Annotated in this window: 15 protein-coding genes and 1 pseudogene; 7 read left to right on the top strand and 9 right to left on the bottom strand. The window is 74.9% G+C overall.

Annotation, left to right across the window (positions count from 1 at the left end):
• Window positions 1–43: 43 nt before the first annotated feature.
• Together pcrA and AC1VL8_RS09425 are read right to left on the bottom strand one after the other, a co-directional pair.
• The gene (pcrA, locus tag AC1VL8_RS09430; protein WP_483074987.1) at window positions 44–2,611 is read right to left on the bottom strand and encodes a DNA helicase PcrA; all 2,568 of its coding nucleotides are present in this window, start codon (window positions 2,609–2,611) and stop codon (window positions 44–46) included.
• Window positions 2,612–2,677: 66 nt separating this feature from the next.
• Entirely contained in the window at window positions 2,678–2,881 is a 204-nt protein-coding gene (locus tag AC1VL8_RS09425) for a hypothetical protein (RefSeq protein WP_483074986.1), read from the bottom strand.
• A 267-nt stretch (window positions 2,882–3,148) separates the two neighbouring features.
• Here AC1VL8_RS09425 and AC1VL8_RS09420 point away from each other — a divergent pair, with 267 nt between their 5' ends.
• The gene (locus AC1VL8_RS09420; protein WP_483074985.1) at window positions 3,149–3,619 is read left to right on the top strand and encodes a DUF4190 domain-containing protein; all 471 of its coding nucleotides are present in this window, start codon (window positions 3,149–3,151) and stop codon (window positions 3,617–3,619) included.
• Between the two features lie 30 nt (window positions 3,620–3,649).
• Here AC1VL8_RS09420 and AC1VL8_RS09415 read toward each other — a convergent pair whose 3' ends face one another.
• Window positions 3,650–4,309, bottom strand: a complete 660-nt coding sequence (locus AC1VL8_RS09415) for a LuxR C-terminal-related transcriptional regulator (RefSeq protein ID WP_389226179.1) — start codon at window positions 4,307–4,309, stop codon at window positions 3,650–3,652.
• Window positions 4,306–5,652 carry a PspC domain-containing protein gene (locus AC1VL8_RS09410; RefSeq protein ID WP_483074984.1) on the bottom strand — a complete coding sequence of 449 codons (1,347 nt, stop codon included), beginning with the start codon at window positions 5,650–5,652 and terminating at the stop codon, window positions 4,306–4,308. The genes AC1VL8_RS09415 and AC1VL8_RS09410 overlap by 4 nt, the downstream gene beginning before the upstream one ends.
• Before the next feature lie 135 nt (window positions 5,653–5,787).
• On the opposite strand from AC1VL8_RS09410, the gene AC1VL8_RS09405 reads away from it, so the two are divergent.
• The gene (locus AC1VL8_RS09405; protein WP_483074983.1) at window positions 5,788–7,302 is read left to right on the top strand and encodes a PspC domain-containing protein; all 1,515 of its coding nucleotides are present in this window, start codon (window positions 5,788–5,790) and stop codon (window positions 7,300–7,302) included.
• Window positions 7,302–7,904, top strand: a complete 603-nt coding sequence (locus AC1VL8_RS09400; protein WP_389226170.1) for a hypothetical protein — start codon at window positions 7,302–7,304, stop codon at window positions 7,902–7,904. The genes AC1VL8_RS09405 and AC1VL8_RS09400 overlap by 1 nt, the downstream gene beginning before the upstream one ends.
• Before the next feature lie 90 nt (window positions 7,905–7,994).
• On the opposite strand, the gene AC1VL8_RS09395 is transcribed toward AC1VL8_RS09400, so the two are convergent.
• From AC1VL8_RS09395 to AC1VL8_RS09385, 3 genes are all read right to left on the bottom strand, one after another.
• Window positions 7,995–8,489, bottom strand: a complete 495-nt coding sequence (locus AC1VL8_RS09395) for an aromatic ring-opening dioxygenase LigA (RefSeq protein ID WP_483074982.1) — start codon at window positions 8,487–8,489, stop codon at window positions 7,995–7,997.
• Window positions 8,490–8,816: 327 nt separating this feature from the next.
• Window positions 8,817–10,424, bottom strand: coding sequence for a glutamine-hydrolyzing GMP synthase (gene guaA, locus AC1VL8_RS09390; RefSeq protein WP_483074981.1), 1,608 nt, complete (start codon window positions 10,422–10,424; stop codon window positions 8,817–8,819).
• A gap of 19 nt (window positions 10,425–10,443) precedes the next feature.
• On the bottom strand, window positions 10,444–10,863 hold the full coding sequence (locus tag AC1VL8_RS09385; protein ID WP_389226161.1) for a MerR family transcriptional regulator: 420 nt from the start codon (window positions 10,861–10,863) through the stop codon (window positions 10,444–10,446).
• Between the two features lie 165 nt (window positions 10,864–11,028).
• On the opposite strand from AC1VL8_RS09385, the gene AC1VL8_RS09380 reads away from it, so the two are divergent.
• On the top strand, window positions 11,029–12,141 hold the full coding sequence (locus AC1VL8_RS09380; RefSeq protein ID WP_483074980.1) for an acyltransferase family protein: 1,113 nt from the start codon (window positions 11,029–11,031) through the stop codon (window positions 12,139–12,141).
• Here AC1VL8_RS09380 and AC1VL8_RS09375 read toward each other — a convergent pair.
• Window positions 12,125–12,553, bottom strand: coding sequence for a DUF3817 domain-containing protein (locus AC1VL8_RS09375; protein ID WP_483074979.1), 429 nt, complete (start codon window positions 12,551–12,553; stop codon window positions 12,125–12,127). The genes AC1VL8_RS09380 and AC1VL8_RS09375 overlap by 17 nt on opposite strands.
• A gap of 108 nt (window positions 12,554–12,661) precedes the next feature.
• On the opposite strand from AC1VL8_RS09375, the gene AC1VL8_RS09370 reads away from it, so the two are divergent.
• Together AC1VL8_RS09370 and AC1VL8_RS09365 are read left to right on the top strand one after the other, a co-directional pair.
• Complete coding sequence (locus AC1VL8_RS09370; protein ID WP_483074978.1) at window positions 12,662–14,578, top strand: ABC transporter transmembrane domain-containing protein; 1,917 nt, start codon at window positions 12,662–12,664, stop codon at window positions 14,576–14,578.
• Complete coding sequence (locus AC1VL8_RS09365; protein WP_483074977.1) at window positions 14,559–16,292, top strand: ABC transporter ATP-binding protein; 1,734 nt, start codon at window positions 14,559–14,561, stop codon at window positions 16,290–16,292. Before AC1VL8_RS09370 ends, AC1VL8_RS09365 begins: the two co-directional genes overlap by 20 nt.
• Window positions 16,293–16,298: 6 nt before the next feature.
• On the opposite strand, the gene AC1VL8_RS09360 is transcribed toward AC1VL8_RS09365, so the two are convergent.
• Entirely contained in the window at window positions 16,299–17,174 is an 876-nt protein-coding gene (locus AC1VL8_RS09360; RefSeq protein WP_483074976.1) for an SURF1 family protein, read from the bottom strand.
• Between the two features lie 255 nt (window positions 17,175–17,429).
• Here AC1VL8_RS09360 and AC1VL8_RS09355 point away from each other — a divergent pair.
• Window positions 17,430–19,917 (top strand): annotated as a pseudogene (locus AC1VL8_RS09355) (phosphoketolase family protein).
• Window positions 19,918–20,073: the final 156 nt, after the last annotated feature.

The raw sequence follows: 20,073 nt of genomic DNA, 5'->3' as shown, positions 1-20,073 counted from the left end.
GTTCGGACGTCGGCGCCCGGCGGACGTCAGCGCCCGCCGGCCCTCACAGCTTGGTGACGGGCGAGTACCGCAGCAGCAGACGCTTCGTGCCTTCGGTGCCGAAGTCGACCTTTGCGACCGCGTTGGGCCCGCCGCCCTCGACGGCGACCACCGTGCCCAGCCCGTAGGCGTCGTGCGTCACCCGGTCGCCGATCGCGAGCGTCGGGATCGCGGCGTCCGGACGCGGGGTGGCGGAGCCGAACGTCGCACCCCCCGACCCGGGCGCCTTCGCGGGCTGGCCCGCCCGGGACGCGGCGGTGCTCTTCTTCCAGCCGCCCGACCCGGACCCGCTCGACCCGGACCCGCCCGAGCCGCTGCCGGACCCGCCGTAGCCCGATCCGGACGCGTACCCGGACCGGCCGCCGAGGAACCCGCCGGGGCCACGCAACCGGTCGTTGCTGGACTCGCGGCGCCGCCAGTCCACGAGGTCGTCGGGCAGGTCGTCGAGGAACCGGCTCGGCGGGAACTCGTTCGGCACGCCCCACGCGGTGCGCACCGCGGCGCGCGAGATGTAGAGCCGCTGCCGGGCGCGGGTGAGCCCGACGTACGCGAGCCGCCGCTCCTCGGCGAGCTGGTCGGTGTCGGCGAGCGACCGCATGTGCGGGAACGTGCCGTCCTCCATGCCGGTGAGGAACACCACCGGGAACTCCAGGCCCTTCGCGGTGTGCAGCGTCATCAGCGTGATGACGCCCTGGTCGGGCTTCGCCTCGCCGTCGTCGTCGCCACCGTCGTCGGAGGGGATCTGGTCGGAGTCCGCGACCAGCGACACCCGCTCGAGGAAGTCCGTGAGGTCGCCCTCGGGCTCCGCCTGCTCGAACTCGGTCGCGACGGCGTGCAGCTCGGCCAGGTTCTCGACGCGGGTCTGGTCCTGCGGGTCCTCGCTGGCGCGCAGCTCGGCGAGGTAGCCGCTGCGGTCGAGCGCCACCCCGAGGATCTCCGCGGGGCCGGCGCCCGACTCCACCAGGTCGCGGATGTCCGCCATCATCTGCGCGAACCCGCGCAGCCCCGTGATCGCGCGGGTGCCGAGCCCCGGGACCTCCTCGACCCGGTCCAGCGCGGCGCCGAACGAGATGCGCTCGCGCTCGGCGAACGCGGCGACCATCGACTCCGACCGGTCCCCCAGCCCGCGCTTCGGGACGTTGAGGATCCGGCGCAGGTTCACGTCGTCGTCCGGGTTCGCGACCGCGCGCAGGTACGCCACGGCGTCCTTGATCTCCCGGCGCTCGTAGAACCGGGTGCCGCCGACCACCTTGTACGGCAGGCCGACGCGGATCAGCACCTCCTCCAGCGCGCGCGACTGCGCGTTCGCCCGGTAGAAGATCGCGACGTCGCCGGGGCGCACCCCGTCGGAGTCGCCGAGGCGGTCGATCTCTTCCGCGATGAAGCGGGCCTCCTCGTGCTCGCTGTCCGCGACGTAGGCGACGATCTTCGGGCCGGCGCCGGAGTCGGTCCACAGCCGCTTCGGCTTGCGACCCGCGTTCTTGCTGATCACCGCGTTGGCGGCCGACAGGATGGTCTGCGTCGACCGGTAGTTCTGCTCGAGCAGGATCGTCGTGGCGTCCGGGTAGTCGGCCTCGAACTCCATGATGTTGCGGATGCTCGCGCCGCGGAACGCGTAGATCGACTGGTCCGCGTCACCGACGACCGTGAGCTCGCCCCGCGGCAGCCCGTCGTCCTCCGTCCCCGCGCCGGCGAGCTCGCGGACCAGCACGTACTGGGCGTGGTTGGTGTCCTGGTACTCGTCGACGAGGACGTGCCGGAACCGGCGCCGGTAGTGCTCGGCCACCGCGGGGAACGCCTGCAGCAGGTTGACCGTCGTCATGATGAGGTCGTCGAAGTCCAGTGCGTTCGCCTGCCGCAGCCGCTGCTGGTAGCGGGTGTAGACCTGCGCGAGCGCCTGGTCGAAGTCGCTGCCGGACGCGCCGCCGGACGTCGCCGCGAACTGCTCGGGGTCGACCAGCTCGTCCTTGAGGTTCGAGATCTTCGACGCCAGCGCCTTCGGCGGGTACCGCTTGGGGTCGAGGTCGAGCTCCCGGGCGACCAGGGTGAGCAGCCGCTGCGAGTCCGCCGCGTCGTAGATCGAGAACGAGGTGCGCAGGCCCAGCGTCGTCGCCTCGCGCCGCAGGATCCGCACGCACGCGGAGTGGAACGTGGAGACCCACATCGACCGCGCGGACGGCCCGACCAGCGCGGCGACCCGCTCGCGCATCTCGGCCGCGGCCTTGTTGGTGAACGTGATCGCCAGGATCTCGCCCGCCCGGGCCCGCCGGGTGGCGAGCAGGTGCGCGATCCGGTGGGTCAGCACCCGCGTCTTGCCCGACCCGGCGCCCGCGACGATGAGCAGCGGACCCCCGTGGTGCAGGACCGCGGCGCGCTGCTCGGGGTTCAGCCCGTCCAGCAGCGCCTCCGCGTCGACGGACGGGGCACGGCCGTGCCCGGTCTCGTCGCGCCGGTCCGGGCGGGCGTCGGCGTCGTCCGCCGCGTCGGCACGCGGCGGTACGGCAGCCGGCAGGCGACCGAGGTCGGAGAGGGCGAGTCCGGGCAGCGGGAGGTTCTCGAAGAGCGACGTCATGGCGGGATCCAGCCTAGGCGTCCCCACCGACACGGCCGAGCCGGGCCGGTACGGCCGGCGGCACCGTCACCGCCAGAGGACGGCGACCAGCACGTTGACGAGCGTCAGCCCGAGCACCGCGCCGACGGTCCCGCGGGTGACCTTCTCGGGCTTGCGGCTGCCGTACCAGACCAGCCCGGTCACGACCAGCGCGACCAGCAGCTTCACCGCGATCTTGGCGTTGTCCGGAGGCTCCAGGTCGCCGACCTCGGCCGAGCGCAGCCCGACCATCACGATGCCGGTGACGAGGGCGGTGAGGGCGCCGTGCAGCGCGCCCTTCGGGAAGCTCCGACGTGCGCAGGGTCACCAGGCAGCCGCCGAGCACGATGGCCCAGCCGACCAGGTGCAGCACGACGAGCAGGCCGTAGACGAGATCCATGGGGGTCCTCCCGGGGTGGGACGAGGGGGGCGTCCGGCCCATCGTCCCACGCCGCCGTGCGACGATGCCGGACGCGGCAGCGCCGCGCACCCCGTCCCCACCTGCACGAACGAGGCCCCATGTCGACGCCCGTCCCGCCGCCGTACTCGACCCCCGACCAGCCCGTGCCGCCCCCCGGCCGGCCCGGACCGACCCCGGGCGCGGCCTACCCCGCCCCCGGCGCCGCGTACCCGACCCCCGGCGCGGCCTACCCCGCCCCCGGTGGCGCGTACCCCGCCCCGGGCGCGCCCTCCCCCGCGCAGCCGTCCGCCACGCTCGCGATCGCCGGGCTCGTGACGTCCGTCCTCGGGTGCACGGCCCTGGTCGGGCTCGTCCTCAGCATCGTGGCGCTCGTGCGGGTCCGCCGCGGCACGGCCTCGGGCCGCGGCCTGGCGATCGCCGGGATCGTGGTCGGCGCGCTGTGGCTGGTCGTCGGCCTGGTCGCCGCGTTCGGCTTCACCGGGCTGTTCGTCGGCATCTTCCAGACCTGCGCGGAGCTCGGCGACGGCGTCCACCAGGTCGACGGCGTCACCTACACCTGCAACGTCTGACCCGTCGGCGGGCGGCGGGCCACGGCCGCCTCAGAGCAGCCGGCGCGCCGCCGCCCACCGGGTCAGCTCGTGCCGGGACGACAGCTGCAGCTTGCGCAGCACGGCCGACACGTGGGTCTCGACGGTCTTGATCGAGATGAACAGCTCCCCGGCGACCTCGCGGTAGGAGTAGCCGCGGGCGATCAGCCGCATGACCTCGCGCTCGCGGGCGGACAGGCGGTCGAGCTCGTCGTCACCGGTCGCGACGTCACCCGCAGCCGTGCCGAACGCGTCCAGCACGAACCCGGCGAGCCGGGGCGAGAACACCGCGTCGTCGCCGGCGACGCGCAGCACGGCGTCGCACAGGTCGGGTCCGGAGATCGCCTTCGTCACGTACCCCCGGGCGCCCGCGCGGATCACCGCGACCACGTCCTCCGCCGCGTCGGACACCGACAGCGCGAGGAACCGGGTCCCCGCCAGCAGGTCCTGGCACGCGCGGATCACCTCGGCGCCGCCGCCGCCGTCCCCGCCGGGCAGGTGCACGTCGAGCAGCACGACGGGCGGCCGGGTCGCGTGCACGACCTGCACGGCCTCGTCGACCGTCGCCGCCTCGCCGACCACGCGCACCCGCGCGTCCAGGGAGGCCTTCACCCCCGCGCGGAACATCAGGTGGTCGTCGACCAGCACCACGTCGACCGGGGCGTCGTTCATGCCTGCACCGTCCTCTCGTCGTCGGCGGAACCGGTCGGCCCGCCCCCGCCCGGCGTCGCCTGCGCGCCACCCGTCGCAGGTGCGCCGTGCGGCGCCCCACGGTCCAGCGGCACCCGCAGCCGCACCTCCGTGCCCCCGCCGTCCTTGCACACCACCGCCGCACGACCGCCGCGCCGGCGCACCCGGCCGAGGATCGACTCGCGCACCCCGAACCGGTCGGCGGGCACGGCGTCGGGGTCGAACCCCTCCCCGCGGTCCCGGACGAACACCTCGACCTCCTCGGGTCCGGCCTCCAGGTACAGCGACACCGGGGGGCGGCCGTGCCGCACCGCGTTCAGCAGCGCCTCCCGGGTGGCCTGGAGCAGCGCGTCGGTGTTCGCGTCCGGCGCGGTGTCGCCGACCACGACCGTCTCGATGGTGACGGCCTCGCCGTCGGGTCCGGTCCGGGTGTCCTCGATCTCGGCGACGATCGCGGCCAGCACCGCCGCGACCGACGTGCCCGGCTCCGGGCGGTCGTCGTAGAGCCACGCCCGCAGCTCGCGCTCCTGCGCGCGGGCCATCCGGGCGACCTCGGTCGGGTCGTCGGCGCGCGCCCGGATCAGCGCGAGCGTCTGGAGCACGGAGTCGTGCAGGTGCGCCGCGATGTCGGCGCGCTCGGACTCGCGGGCCCGCGCGGCACGCTCGTCGCCGAGCTCCCGCACCAGACGCAGCCACCACGGCGCGAGCACCAGGGCGACGCCGCCCAGCACCGCGACCGCGGCGATCATCGACTGCACGAGCGTCCCGGGCGTCGCCTCCTGGCCGACCAGCAGCAGCACGCCGACGCCCGCGATCACGAGCCCGCCGACCAGGCGCAGCACGCTGACCGGCCCGCGCAGCCCGCCACGGCGCTCCCGCTGGACGGCGTCGAGCTGGCTCCACGCGAGCGCCGCGCCCGCGACGAGCAGCAGCACGGGCACCACCCAGCTGCCGACCACGTCCGCGCCGGACCGGGCCAGCAGCAGCGCGACGGCGCCGGCGAGCAGCGCCACGCCGATCGCGATCTGGGTCCACGGCAGCCGCCGCAGCCGGACGACGACCTCGCTCTCCTGCTGCCGGGCGAGCCGGGACAGGGCCGCCGGCCGCTCGGCCTCGGCGACCGCGACCGCGTCCCCGACGGGCACGGTGACCCACCAGAACACGTAGAGCAGCACGCCCACGCCCCCGAACGGCACGAGCAGCACGAGCAGCAGCCGCACCATCCGCACGGACACGTCGAGGTGCAGCGCGACCGCGGCCGCGACCCCGCCGAGCACGCGGCCGCGCTCGGGGCGGCGCAGCGGCAGCCGGGTCGTCGGTTCCATGCCCCGATCGTCACACGTCACGGAGCCCCCCGGACGCCACCCGGACCAGGACCAGGGGCGCCCCCGGGTGCACTCAGGGGCGGATCAGGGGGGTACCCGATGCCCCCGGGGTCCCCCGGCGAGCAGGATCGGAGCATGACGAACGACAGCGCCGACCACGGGTCCGGCACCGGCACGCCGCTGGGCGGGCCGGGTGGGCACAGCGCCCCGGGCCCCGTGCCGCCCCCGGCACCCCCGACCGACGGCAGCGGGATGAACGGCTTCTTCGCGGCGATCCGCCGCACGGGCGTGTCCCGGTCCTCCGACCGCTGGGTCGGCGGGGTCGCCGGCGGCGTCGCCACCCGGTTCGGCATCGACCCGCTGCTGGCCCGCGGCCTGGTCGGCGTGACGATGCTCATGGGCTTCGGCCTCGTGCTCTACGGCCTGGCGTGGGCGCTCCTGCCCGAGCAGACCGACGGCCGGATCCACCTCGAGGAGACGATCCGGGGCCGGTTCGACATCGCCCTGCTCGGGGCGATCGCCCTGGTCGTCCTCGGCCTGAGCGCCGGCGACTGGTGGTTCAGCTGGGGCCCGTTCGACTCCGGCTGGCTCGGCGGCCTCGCCTGGGTCGCGGCGATCGTCGCCGGCTGCGTGATCCTCGTCAACGCCCTGCGCCGCGACCGGGTGGGCCGCCCGGGCCCGCCCGCGTGGCAGCCCCCGTACCAGGAAGGACCGTCCCCGATGAGCAGCACCGGCCCCGTGGGCCCCACCCCCGCGGCGAGCACGCCGCGTCCCGCGGGCGCCGAGGCACCGCGCCCGCCGTACGCGAGCGCGCCCTCCCCCGCCCCGACCTACCCGGGGCAGCAGCACGCCGGGCCCGCGCCCACCGGCCCGTCCTACCCCGGCCCGGCGCCGACCTGGTCCGCCGGTCCGCCGCCCGCACCGCCGCGCGGCTGGTCCGCCCAGCCCCCGGTGCCCCCGCAGGGCCCGCCGCCGCGGCCCGTGCGTCCCCCGAAGCCGCCCCGCCGCGGTCCCGGCACCGCCGTCACGGGCGTGGTGGTCGGCGTGATCCTCATCGGCCTCGCGCTGCTGCTGGTCGCCGACCGCACCGGCGCCTACACCGGCCCGATCGCGTCCGTGGTCGTCGGCGGCTCGGTGCTGCTCGTCGGGCTCGGGATCATCGTGTCCGGCCTGCGGGGCCGCACCGGCGGCGGGCTCACCGCCCTCGCGATCGTCGGCATCGTCGTCGCGGGCCCGGCCGTCGCGTTCGGCGACGGCGACGACGTCACCTGGGACGACGGTCCCTCGTTCCGCGACCACGACGTCACGGTGACCTCCCGCGCGGACGCCGAGGACGGGTTCTCGTTCGGCATCGGCAACGCCGTGGTCGACCTGACCGAGGTCCCGCTCACCGACGACACGCTCGTCGTGCCGATCGACGGCGGCGTCGGCGACGTCCGCGTCATCGTCCCGGAGGGCGCCGCCGTGAGCGCGGAGGTGACCTCCGGCGCCGGGGAGATCGAGTGGCTCGTCGACGGCCGCTCGTCCGGCAGCGACGGCGTCGGCAACCAGCGCCGGTTCACCAGCGACGCCGTGTCGGAGGGCCGGGACGCGCAGATCGCGCTGTCCGTGGACCTCGGCATCGGCAGCATCACCATCGAGGAGAACTGATGACCAGCACCGACCGCACCCCCGGCGACACCCCCGAGGACGGCACCAGGCCGCAGGACGCGACCGAGCGGATCCCGGTCGGCGGGACCGACCCCGGCACCGACGAGACGCAGCGGCTCGACACCGTCGACGCCACGCAGCGCATCGACGCGGACGAGACCCAGCAGATCGACGCCGTGGACGCCACGCGCACGTTCGGCACGGTCGAGGCGGACGCCGACGAGCACGTCGTCGACCCCGCTCCGGCCCCGGCGCCCGCCGCCTCGGCTCCCGGCCCGGCAGCCGCCCGGTGGGCCGCGACCCCGACGCCGCCCGCCGCCTCCCCCGCGCCGCCCGCCGCAGCGCTCCCGCCGCTCCCCCTGCCCGAGGACCGCGGCCCGCGGGCCGGGACCGTCGTGTGGGGCCTGGTGGTCGCGGCCGTCGGCATCGGCATCCTCGCGCTCGCTGCGGGGGCGGAGATCGACGGCCAGCTCGCGCTGATCGTGCTGCTCGCCGCCGCGGGCGTGGCGCTGCTGGTCGGGTCCGTCGTCAGCTCGGCGCGCCGCCGCGGCCGCGAGGGCCGCACCGCCACCCCGGCCGGGACCGGCGCAGCGGGTCGCTGACCCGTCACGCCGAGGCACGACGCAGGCCGGGCACGACGCAGGGCCGGGACCCCGTGGGGGTCCCGGCCCTGCGTGCGTGCGGTGCGGAGATCAGGCCTTGAGGCCCTCGCCGGTGACCGTCGTGGCGTCCCGCGGCTCGACGACCGTGGCGACCTTGCGGCCGGCCAGGACGAAGAGCGCGTAGCCCACCAGGACGAACATGATGCCGAGGCCCATGACCAGCGCGGCGACGCCGAAGGCGACGACCGAGGTGAAGAGCGAGGCCCGCAGGAACGAGCCGTTCATCGCGACGGTCCGCAGCGGGTCGTCCTGCTCGAGCTCGGCGTAGGTCTTGCCGTCGGTCGCCTTGAGCGCGTGCTCGGCGATGATGTCGGCCTGGGCGAACGCGGTCCACGGGCTGGTGACCGGCTGGCCGCCGAACGCCGCGGCGTCCTCGGAGACGGTGATCTTCTCGTCCGCGAGGTGGCTGGAGATCATGCCCCAGGTGACGCCGCCGGCGATGACCAGGACGATGCCGGCGATCGCGGAGATGATGCCGATGACGCGAGCAGCCTTCGAGCCGCCCGTCGCTGCCACGGTAGACATGTGGTGTTCCCTTCAGATACCCCCGGTGCGGACCGGCCGTCGGCCGATCCGGTGGAACCTGCGAGCCCCACGGGAGAGAGCCTGCTACCCCCGGCGGCCGCGATGCGGGACGTAGGTCATGCCTGCGGCCCAGTTCCGCTTCGTGACTGCGTGCACAAAGTGCGGATTCCCGCAGATCAGGCCTTTGGTCCCACGGCCCCGCACCCATTCAGCCTAGGACATAGGTCCTGGTCGCAGCCAGGAACGGCGTCGCCGCGGTGACACCGGAACGGCCCGGCACCCCGTTCGGGGTGCCGGGCCGTCGCACGCGCGGGGTCGAGCCGCGCGTCACTCCCACTCGATGGTCCCCGGCGGCTTGCTCGTCACGTCGAGCACCACGCGGTTGACCTCCGGCACCTCGTTGGTGATCCGGGTCGAGATGACCGCGAGCGTCTCGTAGGGCAGGCGGGTCCAGTCGGCGGTCATCGCGTCCTCGGACGACACCGGGCGCAGCACCACGGGGTGGCCGTAGGTGCGACCGTCGCCCTGCACGCCCACGGAGCGCACGTCCGCGAGCAGCACCACCGGGCACTGCCAGATCTCGCGGTCCAGGCCGGCGCGGGTCAGCTCCTCGCGGGCGATGAGGTCCGCGGCGCGGAGCACGTCGAGCCGCTCCTGCGTGACCTCGCCGATGATGCGGATGCCCAGGCCGGGGCCGGGGAACGGCTGCCGCCAGACGATCGCCTCGGGGACGCCGAGCTCCAGGCCGACCGCGCGGACCTCGTCCTTGAACAGGGTGCGCAGCGGCTCGACCAGCTCGAACTGCAGGTCGTCGGGCAGGCCGCCGACGTTGTGGTGCGACTTGATGTTCGCCGCGCCCTCGCCGCCGCCGGACTCCACGACGTCCGGGTACAGCGTGCCCTGCACGAGGAACTTGACCTCCTCGCCGTGCGCGCCGGCCTCCTCGACGACCTCGCGCGCCGCCGCCTCGAACACGCGGATGAACTCGCGGCCGATGATCTTGCGCTTGGTCTCCGGGTCGGTGTGCCCGGCCAGCGCGTGCAGGAACTGCTCGCGGGCGTCGACGACCTTGAGGTTCACGCCGGTCGAGGCGACGAAGTCCTGCTCGACCTGCTCGGCCTCACCGGTCCGCAGCAGGCCGTGGTCGACGAACACGCAGGTGAGCTGGTCCCCCACCGCCTTCTGCACGAGCGCGGCCGCGACGGACGAGTCCACGCCGCCCGACAGCCCGCAGACGACGCGAGCGTCGCCGACCTGCGCCCGGATCCGCTCGACCTGCTCGGCGATGACGTTGCCGGGGTTCCAGTCCGGCGCCAGGCCCGCGCCCTCGTAGAGGAAGTGCTCGATCGTGCGCTGCCCCAGCGGGGAGTGCTTGACCTCGGGGTGCCACTGGACGCCGAACAGGCGGCGCTCCCGGTTCTCGAACGCCGCCACCGGCGAGCCGGCCGACGTCGCGAGCACCTCGAAGCCCTCGGGCGCGGCGTGCACCGCGTCGCCGTGGCTCATCCAGACGGTCTGCTCGTCCGGGCTGCCGGCGAGCACCGTGCCGCCCGCGACGACCTCGACGGGCGTGCCGCCGTACTCGCGGTTGCCGGTCTGGGCGACGGTGCCGCCGAGCGCCTTGGCCATCGCCTGGAACCCGTAGCAGATGCCGAGCACCGGGACGCCCGCGTCGAACAGCGCCGGGTCGACGAACGGCGCGCCGTCCGCGTACACCGACGACGGCCCGCCGGACAGGATGATCGCGGCCGGGTCCTTGGCGACGAGCTCCGCGACGGACGCGGTGTGCGGGACGATCTCGGAGTAGACGTTCGCCTCGCGGACGCGGCGGGCGATCAGCTGCGCGTACTGGGCGCCGAAGTCGACGACGAGGACGGGCCGGTGCTGGTCCGGCTGGTCCGGGGCGGGCAGGGGCACGGCGGAGGCGTCGGTCACCCCACCAGGGTAGTGCGCCTCAGGAGCCGGAGCGGTCGCCGATCCGGCGCTGCCGGCTGATCTCGGTGCGCAGGCTCTCGTGGAAGTCCTCGGCCACCGCGAGCTGCTCGCGCAGCGCCCGGGCCCGCTCCTCGGCCGCCAGCCGGTACATCACGAGCCGCTCCAGGAGGGCGTCGTGGTCCTCCTGGGTGAGGCCGGGCTCGTTCAGCCGGTCGAGCACCCCGAGCAGGTCGCCCATCTCGTCGAGGGAGAAGTCGAGCGGCTTCATGCGCTTGATCAGCTCCAGGCGTGCGATGTCGGGCTCGGTGTACAGGCGGAAGCCGCCGTGCGTGCGGGCCGAGGGCCGGACCAGACCGACCTCGCCGTAGTACCGGATCGTGCGCAGGGACAGCCCGGTGCGCTCCGCGACCTCGCCGATCTGCATGTGCTGCAGCGGCACGGCGGCACCTCCTGTCGGTCTGTGGCGCCGTCAGCATAGCCACGGGCGACGCGACCCTCCTCTCACGTGAGCGTCGGTGCGACGGTGTGAAGATCCGGTGCGGGTCGTGGCCGGTCGGGACGCGGGTGTTCCCCGGCCCGGCCTGGTCGGCATACCTTCCGTAGCGTGAGGGATGATGTCGCACCCGCCCTGTCGGGCACCGGCCACGCCGCCGCCGTGCCCGGTGGCACCCGCCCCGCGCGGCTGCCCGGGCTGGACGCCCTGCGCGGGTTCGCCGTCGCCCTGGTGCTGCTCAACCACGCCGCCCCCGACCGGTTCGGCGCGGCGGGCGTCCTCGGGGTGACGATCTTCTTCGCGCTGTCCGGCTGGCTCATCACCGGTGTCCTGGTGCGCGAGCTCGAGCGGCACGGCCGGGTGCGGTTCGGGCGGTTCTACGCCGCACGGGCGCTGCGGCTGTACCCGCCGCTGCTGCTGATGCTCGCGGGGTACGTGGTGGTCGAGGGCGTGTTCGACGTCCTCGGCGAGGCGCACCTCGTGCCCGAGTCGCTGGTCGCCGCGCTGACCTACACGATCAACGTCCCCGGTCTGCCGCACGGCAGCGAGTCGCTGTACCACTTCTGGACCCTGGCGACGGAGGAGCAGTTCTACCTGGTCTGGCCGCTGCTGCTGCTCTGGGCCTGGCGGCGGGGGCTGCTGCGGGGCGCGGTCGCCTGGGCGGTGGTCGGCACGCTCGTGGCCTGCCTGCTCACGCTGCTGCTCGTCGTCCCCGACGTCGCGCGCGTCTACGCCCTGCCCTCGTCGTGGGGCGCCGCCCTGCTGATCGGCTGCGCCGGGTACCTCGGCCGCGACGCCCTGGTGCGCGGGCTGCCCGGGTCACCGCGCACCCGCCGGACGCTCGAGGTGGGCGTCGTCCTCGCGCTGCTCGCGGGGACGCTGCTGCCCGGGCTCGCGTCGCACACGTCCTGGTACGTGCTCGGCGTCCCGACGGTGGCCGTCGCGACCGTCGCGCTGATCTCCTACGCGTCCCGCTGGCGGCGCCTGCCGACGCCGGCGCTGCGGCCCGCCGTGGCGCTGGGCACCGTGTCCTACGCGGCGTACCTGTGGAACGGCGCCCTCGCGCGCTGGTTCGGCCACCCCGAGGACCTCCCCGGCGCGGTGGCGGTGCTGGGGCTGACCCTGATCGCGGCGACCGCGAGCTGGTGGCTCGTCGAGCGTCCGGTCGCCCGGTGGCGTGCGCGGCGGGCGGTCACGGCGAGGGAGGTCAGCGCCCCGGCGTGATCCGCGCGACCGCCTCGGCGTGCACCCGCCGCTCCAGCACGAACGACATCACCGGTACGACGCCCGCGAGCGCCATCGTCGCCAGCCGGCCCAGCGACCAGCGCATCGCGGACCAGAGCTGGACGACGGTGACCAGGTACACCACGTAGATCCAGCCGTGCACGATCGCGATCCAGGTCCCCAGCACCGGCTCGGGGGACCCGGAGGCGTCGACCCCACCCGCGTGGAACACGTACTTGAGGACCATCTCCAGGCACAGGACCAGCAGCATCGTGCCGGTGACGAACGCCATCACCCGGTAGCGCGTCAGGCGTCCGGCGGACCCGGCGGGCGCGGGACGCGGCGCCGGGGCGGCGGGCGCGGGGGTCGGCTGCGCGGTCGCGGGGGTCGGCTGGCCGGTGGGCTCGGTCATGACGGGGAGGTCCTCTCGGCGGGATCGCGGGTGCGCTGCCGATTCTCGCCCACCCCGAGCCCAAAACCCGTGTCGCTGTGTCGGGGGTCACCCGTAGCGTGGTCGGCCGTGCGACCCCTTCCCCTCCCCGACCCCGGGCACCCGCCGCTCACCGGCCCGTTGCGCCTCATGCTCTGGCAGGCGCGCCGCCAGCTCGGCGTGCTCCTCGGGGCGACGGCCGTGGCCGTGGTCGGCAACGTCGCCGCCGCGCTGATGCCCTGGCAGCTCGGCCGCGTCGTGGACGGCGGGCTGGACGCGGGGCTCGGGCGGGCGCTGTGGCTCGGCTGCCTCGGGCTCGCCGGGCTGGGCCTGGTCCAGGTCGGGGCGAACGTCTGGGGCCACCGGCTCGAGGTGGAGAACTGGCTGCGCGCGGCGTTCGCGTCCTCGCAGCAGATCGGCCACCACGTCACGCGCACCGGCGACGCGATCACCGCCCGGCTGCCCACGGGCGAGGTCGTCGCGACCGTCGCCTCGGACGCGCTGCGGATGGGCGAGGTGTTCGCGATCCTGCCGCGGCTCGTCGGCGGGGTGGCCGCGTACCTGACGCTCGGCGCCGTCCTGCTGCGCACGTCGGTGCCGCTGGGGCTGCTCGTTCTCCTGGGGCTGCCGGTCGTCGTCGGCGTGCTGTCGTCGCTCGTGCCCGCCCTGCAGAAGCGGCAGTCCGAGCAGCGCGAGGCCACCGGCCGGCTGACGACGCTCGGCGCGGACACCGTCTCGGGGCTGCGCATCCTGCGCGGCATCGGCGGCGAGGACGTGTTCGCGGCGCGGTACCGGGCGCAGTCGCAGCGGGTGCGCGCCGCGGGGGTCCGGGTGTCGCAGACCCAGTCGCTGCTCGACGCCCTCCAGACGCTGCTGCCCGGGCTGTTCCTCGCGGTGGTGGTGTGGGCAGGGGCGCGGCTCGCGCTGGACGGCCGGATCACGCCGGGGCAGCTCGTGTCGTTCTACGGGTTCGCGGCGTTCCTCACGCAGCCGCTGTGGACCGCCAGCGAGGCCATCCGCGTCACCACCCGCGCGGTCGTCGGCGCCCGCAAGATCATCGGCGTGCTGTCCGTGCCGGCCGCGGGCTCCGACGACCCCGCGGAGCCCCAGGCCGGACCGCCGCCCGGCGAGCCGCTGGTCGACGAGGCCAGCGGGTTCGTCGCCGCGCCCGGCCGGCTCACCGCCCTGGTCGGTGCCGACCCCGACGAGTCCGCGCGGATCGCGCTGCGGCTCGGCCGGATGGGCCCGCCCCGGGTCGGCACGGGCGACGAGGACGCCGACGACGCGGGTGCGGAGGCCACGCGGCCGGCGCGGCCCGACCCCGCCGACGTCCCGCTGTCCCGCGTGCGGTGGGGACGCACCGTGCTGGACCGGCTCGCCCTCGCCGAGGTGCGCGGCCGGGTCGTGGTCGCCGAGTCCACGCCGCACCTGTTCACCGGCGTGCTCGCCGACGAGCTCGACGTGCGCGGCGGTGCCTCGCGCGACGACCTGCGCACCGCGATGACCACCGCGGACGCCGGCGACGTCCTCGACTCCGTGCCCGGCGGGCTCGACGGCGAGGTCGAGGAGAAGGGCCGGTCGCTGTCCGGCGGGCAGCGGCAGCGCGTCGCCCTCGCCCGGGCGCTGCTGACCGGCGCGGAGGTGCTGGTGCTGGTCGAGCCGACGAGCGCGGTCGACGCGCACACCGAGGCCCGGATCGCGCGCCGGCTCGCCGACGCCCGCCGCGGGTCGACGACCGTGGTGGTCACCGCGAGCCCGCTGGTGCTGGACTCGGTGGACGAGGTCGCCCTGGTCCGCGACGGGCGCGTCGTCGCCACCGGGCGGCACCGCGACCTCGTCACCGCCGCTGACGACGTCGGCCGGGCGTACCGCGCCGTCGTGTCGCGCGACGACGACCCCGCCGACGTCCCCGCGCCCCGCCCGGGACCGGGCACCCAGCCGGGCACCCAGCCGGGCACCGAGCCGGGCACCGACCAGGAGGCACCCCGTGAAGCTGCCCGTCGCTGACGGACCCGCGCTGCGCCGCCACACCTCGGCCCTGCTGCGCCGCCACCGGCGCGGCCTGGCCGTGGTGGTCGTGCTGCACGTCCTGGCCGCGACGGCCGGGCTGGCCGGGCCGTGGCTGCTCGGTCGCCTGGTGGACGCGGTGGTCGCGGGCACGACGGCGTCCGCGGTCGACCGCACCGTGCTCGTGCTCGTGGTCGCGGTGCTGGCCCAGACCGTCCTCATCCGCTACGCCCAGCGCGCCGCGATGGTGCTCGGGGAGACGGTCTTCGCGGACCTGCGCGAGGAGTTCGTCGGCACCGTGACCCGGCTGCCGCTGTCCACCGTCGAGCGCGCGGGCACCGGGGACCTGGTCGCGCGGACCACCACGGACATCGACCGCGTCCAGTACACGGTCCGGTTCGGCGTGCCGCGGATCCTCGTCACCGTCGCGACCATCACGCTCACCGTGGTCGCCGCGGTCCTGACCAGCCCCCTGGTCGCGCTCGGGCTGCTCGCGGGCCTGCCGCTGCTGCTGCCCGTGACCCGCTGGTACCTGCGCCGCGCGGCGCCCGCCTACCTGCGCGAGTCCGCCGCGTACGCCACGCTGAACGGCACGATCACCGAGTCGGTCGAGGGCGCGCGCACGGTCGACGCCCTCGGGCTCGGGGCGCGACGCCGGGCCCGGGTCGACGCGGACCTGCGCGAGGCGTTCGCCGCCGAGAGCCGCACGCTCGACCTCCGCACCGTGCTGTTCCCCGGGGTCGACCTGTCGTTCGTGCTGCCGGTCGTGGCGGTGCTGGCCTGGGGCGCCTACCTGGTGTCGACCGGGGACGCCACGGTGGGCGCGGTCACCACGATCGCCCTGTACGCGACCCAGGTCATCCACCCGATCGGCGAGCTGATCTTCTGGCTCGACGAGATCCAGGTCGGTGCGACGTCCCTGGCGCGGATCCTCGGCGTCGCCGACGTCGCCCCCGACCGCACCGCCCGGGACGCCCGCCCCGAGGGCGACGACGTCGAGGCCACCGGCGTCCGGTACGCCTACCGCCCCGGCCACGACGTGCTGCACGGCGTCGACCTCGCCCTGCGTCCCGGGGAGCGGCTGGCGGTCGTCGGCCCGTCCGGCGCCGGGAAGTCCACGCTCGGCCGGATGCTCGCGGGCATCCACCCGCCCACCGGCGGCACCGTGACCGTCGGTGACGTGCCGCTCGTCGACCTGCCGCTCGACGAGCTGCGCGGGCACGTCGCCCTGGTGACCCAGGAGCACCACGTGTTCGTCGGGCCGCTCGCCGACAACCTGCGCCTCGCGGACACCGGCGCCGACGACGCGGCCCTGGAGCGCGCGCTCCGGGCGGTCGACGCGTGGGACTGGGTCGAGGCCCTTCCTCAGGGCCTCGAGACCGAGGTCGGCTCGGGTGGGTTCCCGCTCACCCCGGCGCAGGCCCAGCAGGTCGCGCTCGCACGGCTCGTGCTGCTCGACCCGCACACCCTCGTCCTCGACGAGGCCACGTCGCTGCTCGACCCGCGCGCCGCCCGGCACCTCGAGCGGTCGCTGTCCGCGGTGCTCGAGGGCCGCACGGTCGTCGCGATCGCGCACCGCCTGCACACGGCGCACGACGCCGACCGGGTCGCCGTGGTGGACGCGGGACGGATCAGCGAGATCGGTCCGCACGACGACCTGGTGGCCGCGGGCGGGGAGTACGCGTCGCTGTGGCGGTCGTGGCAGCGGGAGTAGGGCCCGCTACGCCGACGCCGGTCCTGCGGGAGCCGCGCCCGCTGGCTCGTCCGGCTCCTCGTCGCGCAGCTGCTCGTCCTTGAGCAGCCGCACCCACAGGAACACCGCGAACCCGCCGAACACGAACCACTGCGCCGCGTACCCGAGGTTCTGGATGTTCAGCCCGGTGCCGGAGCGCGTCGGCGGCGGCAGCAGCTCGATGCCGGCGGCCTGCGCGGGGTCGGCGTCGGTGAGCACCGCGTAGCCCGTCCAGATCGGCCCGCCCCACACGCCCAGCAGCTCGGCGGACGAGATGCTGTCCGTCGTGCCCGGCTCCGCGGCGTCGTGCGGCTGGCCGGAGTCCTCGGAGCCCTGGAGGTAGCCGGTCACCCGCACCTCGCCGTCGGGCACCGCGACCAGCGGGTCGCTCGCGTCACCGCTCGCGACCCAGCCGCGGACCACGGGCAGCACGGCGCCGTCGGCGGCGGGGTCGTCGGACGCGACCCGCAGCGGGGTCAGCACGAGGTAGCCGGTGCGGCCGCCCAGCGCCCGGTCGGTGACGAGCAGCTGGCCGGCGGCGTCGTACTCCCCCGTGACCTCGACGTGCCGGCCGACGAGCCCGCCGTCGAACGGGGACTGCGGCGCCAGCACGTCCTCGAGCGGGACGGCGGGCTGGGCCTCGATCTCCGCGAGCCGCTCGGCCTGGGCACGCGCGCCGCGGACCTCGGCGCGCTCGAGCTGCCACGCCCCGAGGCGGCCGCAGACCGCCGCGGCGGCGAGGAACAGGACCAGCAGGGCGATCATCCGCGGGGTGCGGGCGACCTGCCACAGGGTCGGGCGGTCCGGGGCTCCCGACGCGGGCGCGTCGCCGGCTCCGGGCGCGTCGGGCGGGGTGTCGGGCACCGCAGCACGGTACCCGGCGGACCTGGGGGGTCGCCTCGCCGCCCGTCGTCCCCAGGCTCGTCCCCAGGCTCCGACCCGGGGCTCGCCCCGGGTGAACCGATGGGGTTGGATGGCAGAGGCCGCCGCGGCGGCCACGGGGCGGGTAGGTCGGACGTCCCGGGAAACGGCGCGACGCGCCGCAAGGCTGGTGGTCGTCCGGGGGGAGCACGTCCGGACCCACGGCACATCCGTGGTTGCGCGACAACGGGGAGAGACATGAGTACGACGACGTCGCAGCTCGCCACCTGGCGGACCGGCTCCGGCCAGCCCGTCTCGGACGAGACGCTCCGACGCATCGACGCCTGGTGGCGGACGGCGAACTACCTGTCGGTGGGGCAGATCTACCTGCTGGACAACCCGCTGCTGCGGGAGCCGCTCACGCGTGACCACGTGAAGCCGCGCCTGCTGGGGCACTGGGGCACCACCCCGGGTCTGAACTTCCTGTACGCGCACCTGAACCGCGTCATCGCGGAGCGCGAGCAGTCCACCCTCTACCTCACCGGCCCCGGCCACGGCGGCCCGGGTCTCGTCGCCTCCGCGTACCTGGACGGCACGTACTCCGAGGTCTACTCCGACATCACGCAGGACGCCGAGGGCGTGCGCCGGCTGTTCCGGCAGTTCTCGTTCCCGGGCGGCATCCCGAGCCACGTGGCCCCGGAGACCCCCGGCTCGATCCACGAGGGCGGCGAGCTCGGCTACGCGCTGTCCCACGCGTACGGCGCGGTGTTCGACAACCCCGACCTGCTGGTCGCGGCCGTCGTCGGCGACGGCGAGGCCGAGACCGGCCCGCTGGCGACGTCCTGGCACTCGAACAAGTTCATCGACCCGAAGGCGGACGGCGTCGTCCTGCCGATCCTGCACCTCAACGGGTACAAGATCGCCAACCCGACGGTCCTGGCGCGCATCCCCGAGGAGGAGCTGCTCGCCCTGATGACCGGGTACGGCCACAAGCCGCACCTGTTCGTCGGCGGGTTCGACGGCGAGGACCACGCCGCGGTGCACGCCCGGTTCGCCGAGCTGCTCGACACCGTCATGGACGAGATCGCCGAGATCAAGGCCCGCGCGGCCGCGGGCGACGAGACCCGCCCGTCGTGGCCGATGATCATCTTCAAGACCCCGAAGGGCTGGACCTGCCCGCCCGTCATCGACGGCAAGCAGGTCGAGGCCTCCTGGCGCTCGCACCAGGTGCCGCTCGCCAGCGCCCGCGACACCGACGAGCACCTGCACGTCCTCGAGGACTGGCTGCAATCGTACAAGCCGGAGGAGCTGTTCGAGGCCGACGGCTCGATCAAGGCCGAGATCACCTCGCTGACGCCCCCCGGGACGCTGCGGATGAGCGACAACCCGCACGCCAACGGCGGGCTGCTGCTCAAGGACCTCCGGCTGCCCGACTTCCGCGACTTCGCGGTCGAGGTCCCGGTGCCCGGCGGCTCGATCTCCGAGGCGACGCGCGAGCTGGGCAAGTACCTCACCGAGGTGATCCGCCGGAACCCGGACAACTTCCGGATCTTCGGCCCGGACGAGACCGCCTCGAACCGCCTGCAGGCCGTCTTCGACGTCACCGACAAGGTGTGGAACGCCGAGTACCTGCCGACGGACGAGGGCGACCACCTGGCCCGGATGGGCCGCGTCGTGGAGATGCTGTCCGAGCACCAGTGCCAGGGCTGGCTGGAGGGCTACCTGCTCACGGGCCGCCACGGCCTGATCACGAGCTACGAGGCGTTCATCCACATCGTCGACTCGATGTTCAACCAGCACGCGAAGTGGCTGAAGGTCACGAACCACATCCCGTGGCGCCGGCCCATCGCGAGCCTGAACTACCTGCTGTCCAGCCACGTGTGGCGCCAGGACCACAACGGCTTCAGCCACCAGGACCCGGGTTTCATCGACCACGTGGTGAACAAGAAGGCCGAGATCGTCCGGGTGTACCTGCCGCCGGACGCGAACACCCTCCTGTCGACGTACGACCACTGCCTGCGCAGCCGGCAGTACGTCAACGTCGTGGTGTCCGGCAAGCAGCCCGCGCCGAACTTCCTCACGATGGACGAGGCCGTCGCGCACTGCACCCGCGGCCTGGGCATCTGGGAGTGGGCCGGCACCGAGGTCGAGGGCGAGGACCCGGACGTCGTCCTGGGCTGCGCCGGCGACGTCCCGACGCTCGAGGTGCTGGCCGCGGCCGACATCCTGCGCCGCGAGCTTGCCGGACCTCAAGGTCCGCGTCGTCAACGTCGTGGACCTCATGCGCCTGCAGGACGAGCGGGAGCACCCGCACGGCCTGTCGGACCGCGACTTCAACACGCTGTTCACGACCGACAAGCCGATCGTGTTCGCCTACCACGGCTACCCGTGGCTGATCCACCGCCTGACGTACCGCCGCAAGGGGCACAAGAACATCCACGTGCGGGGGTACAAGGAGGAGGGCACGACCACGACGCCGTTCGACATGGTCATGCTGAACGACCTGGACCGGTTCCACCTGGTGATCGACGTCATCGACCAGACGCCGTCGCTCGGCTCCAAGCACGCGGGCCTGCGGCAGCGCATGGTCGACGCGCGGCTCCGGGCGCACGAGTACACCCGCGAGCACGGCGAGGACCTCCCCGAGGTGCGCGACTGGGTCTGGCCCGACGCCGGCGAGACCGGCACCGAGGTCGGGGGCCCGCAGCAGAACGCCACCGCCGCGACCGGTGGTGACAACGAGTAGTGAGCACGAGGCCGATGGCCCGCACCGCACCGGTGCGGGCCATCGGCCGTCCGGGACCTAGGTCACGGACGGTGGGCCGGCAGGGCTGTCAGCGCCGGTCGCGGGCCCCCGGCGTGGCACGGGTCACCGGCTCGCTCCTCGCCCCGGCGGCTCACG

The sequence above is a fragment of the Cellulomonas sp. KU4C genome, from assembly GCF_056868065.1.
This window is presented reverse-complemented; position numbering and strand designations above follow the sequence as displayed.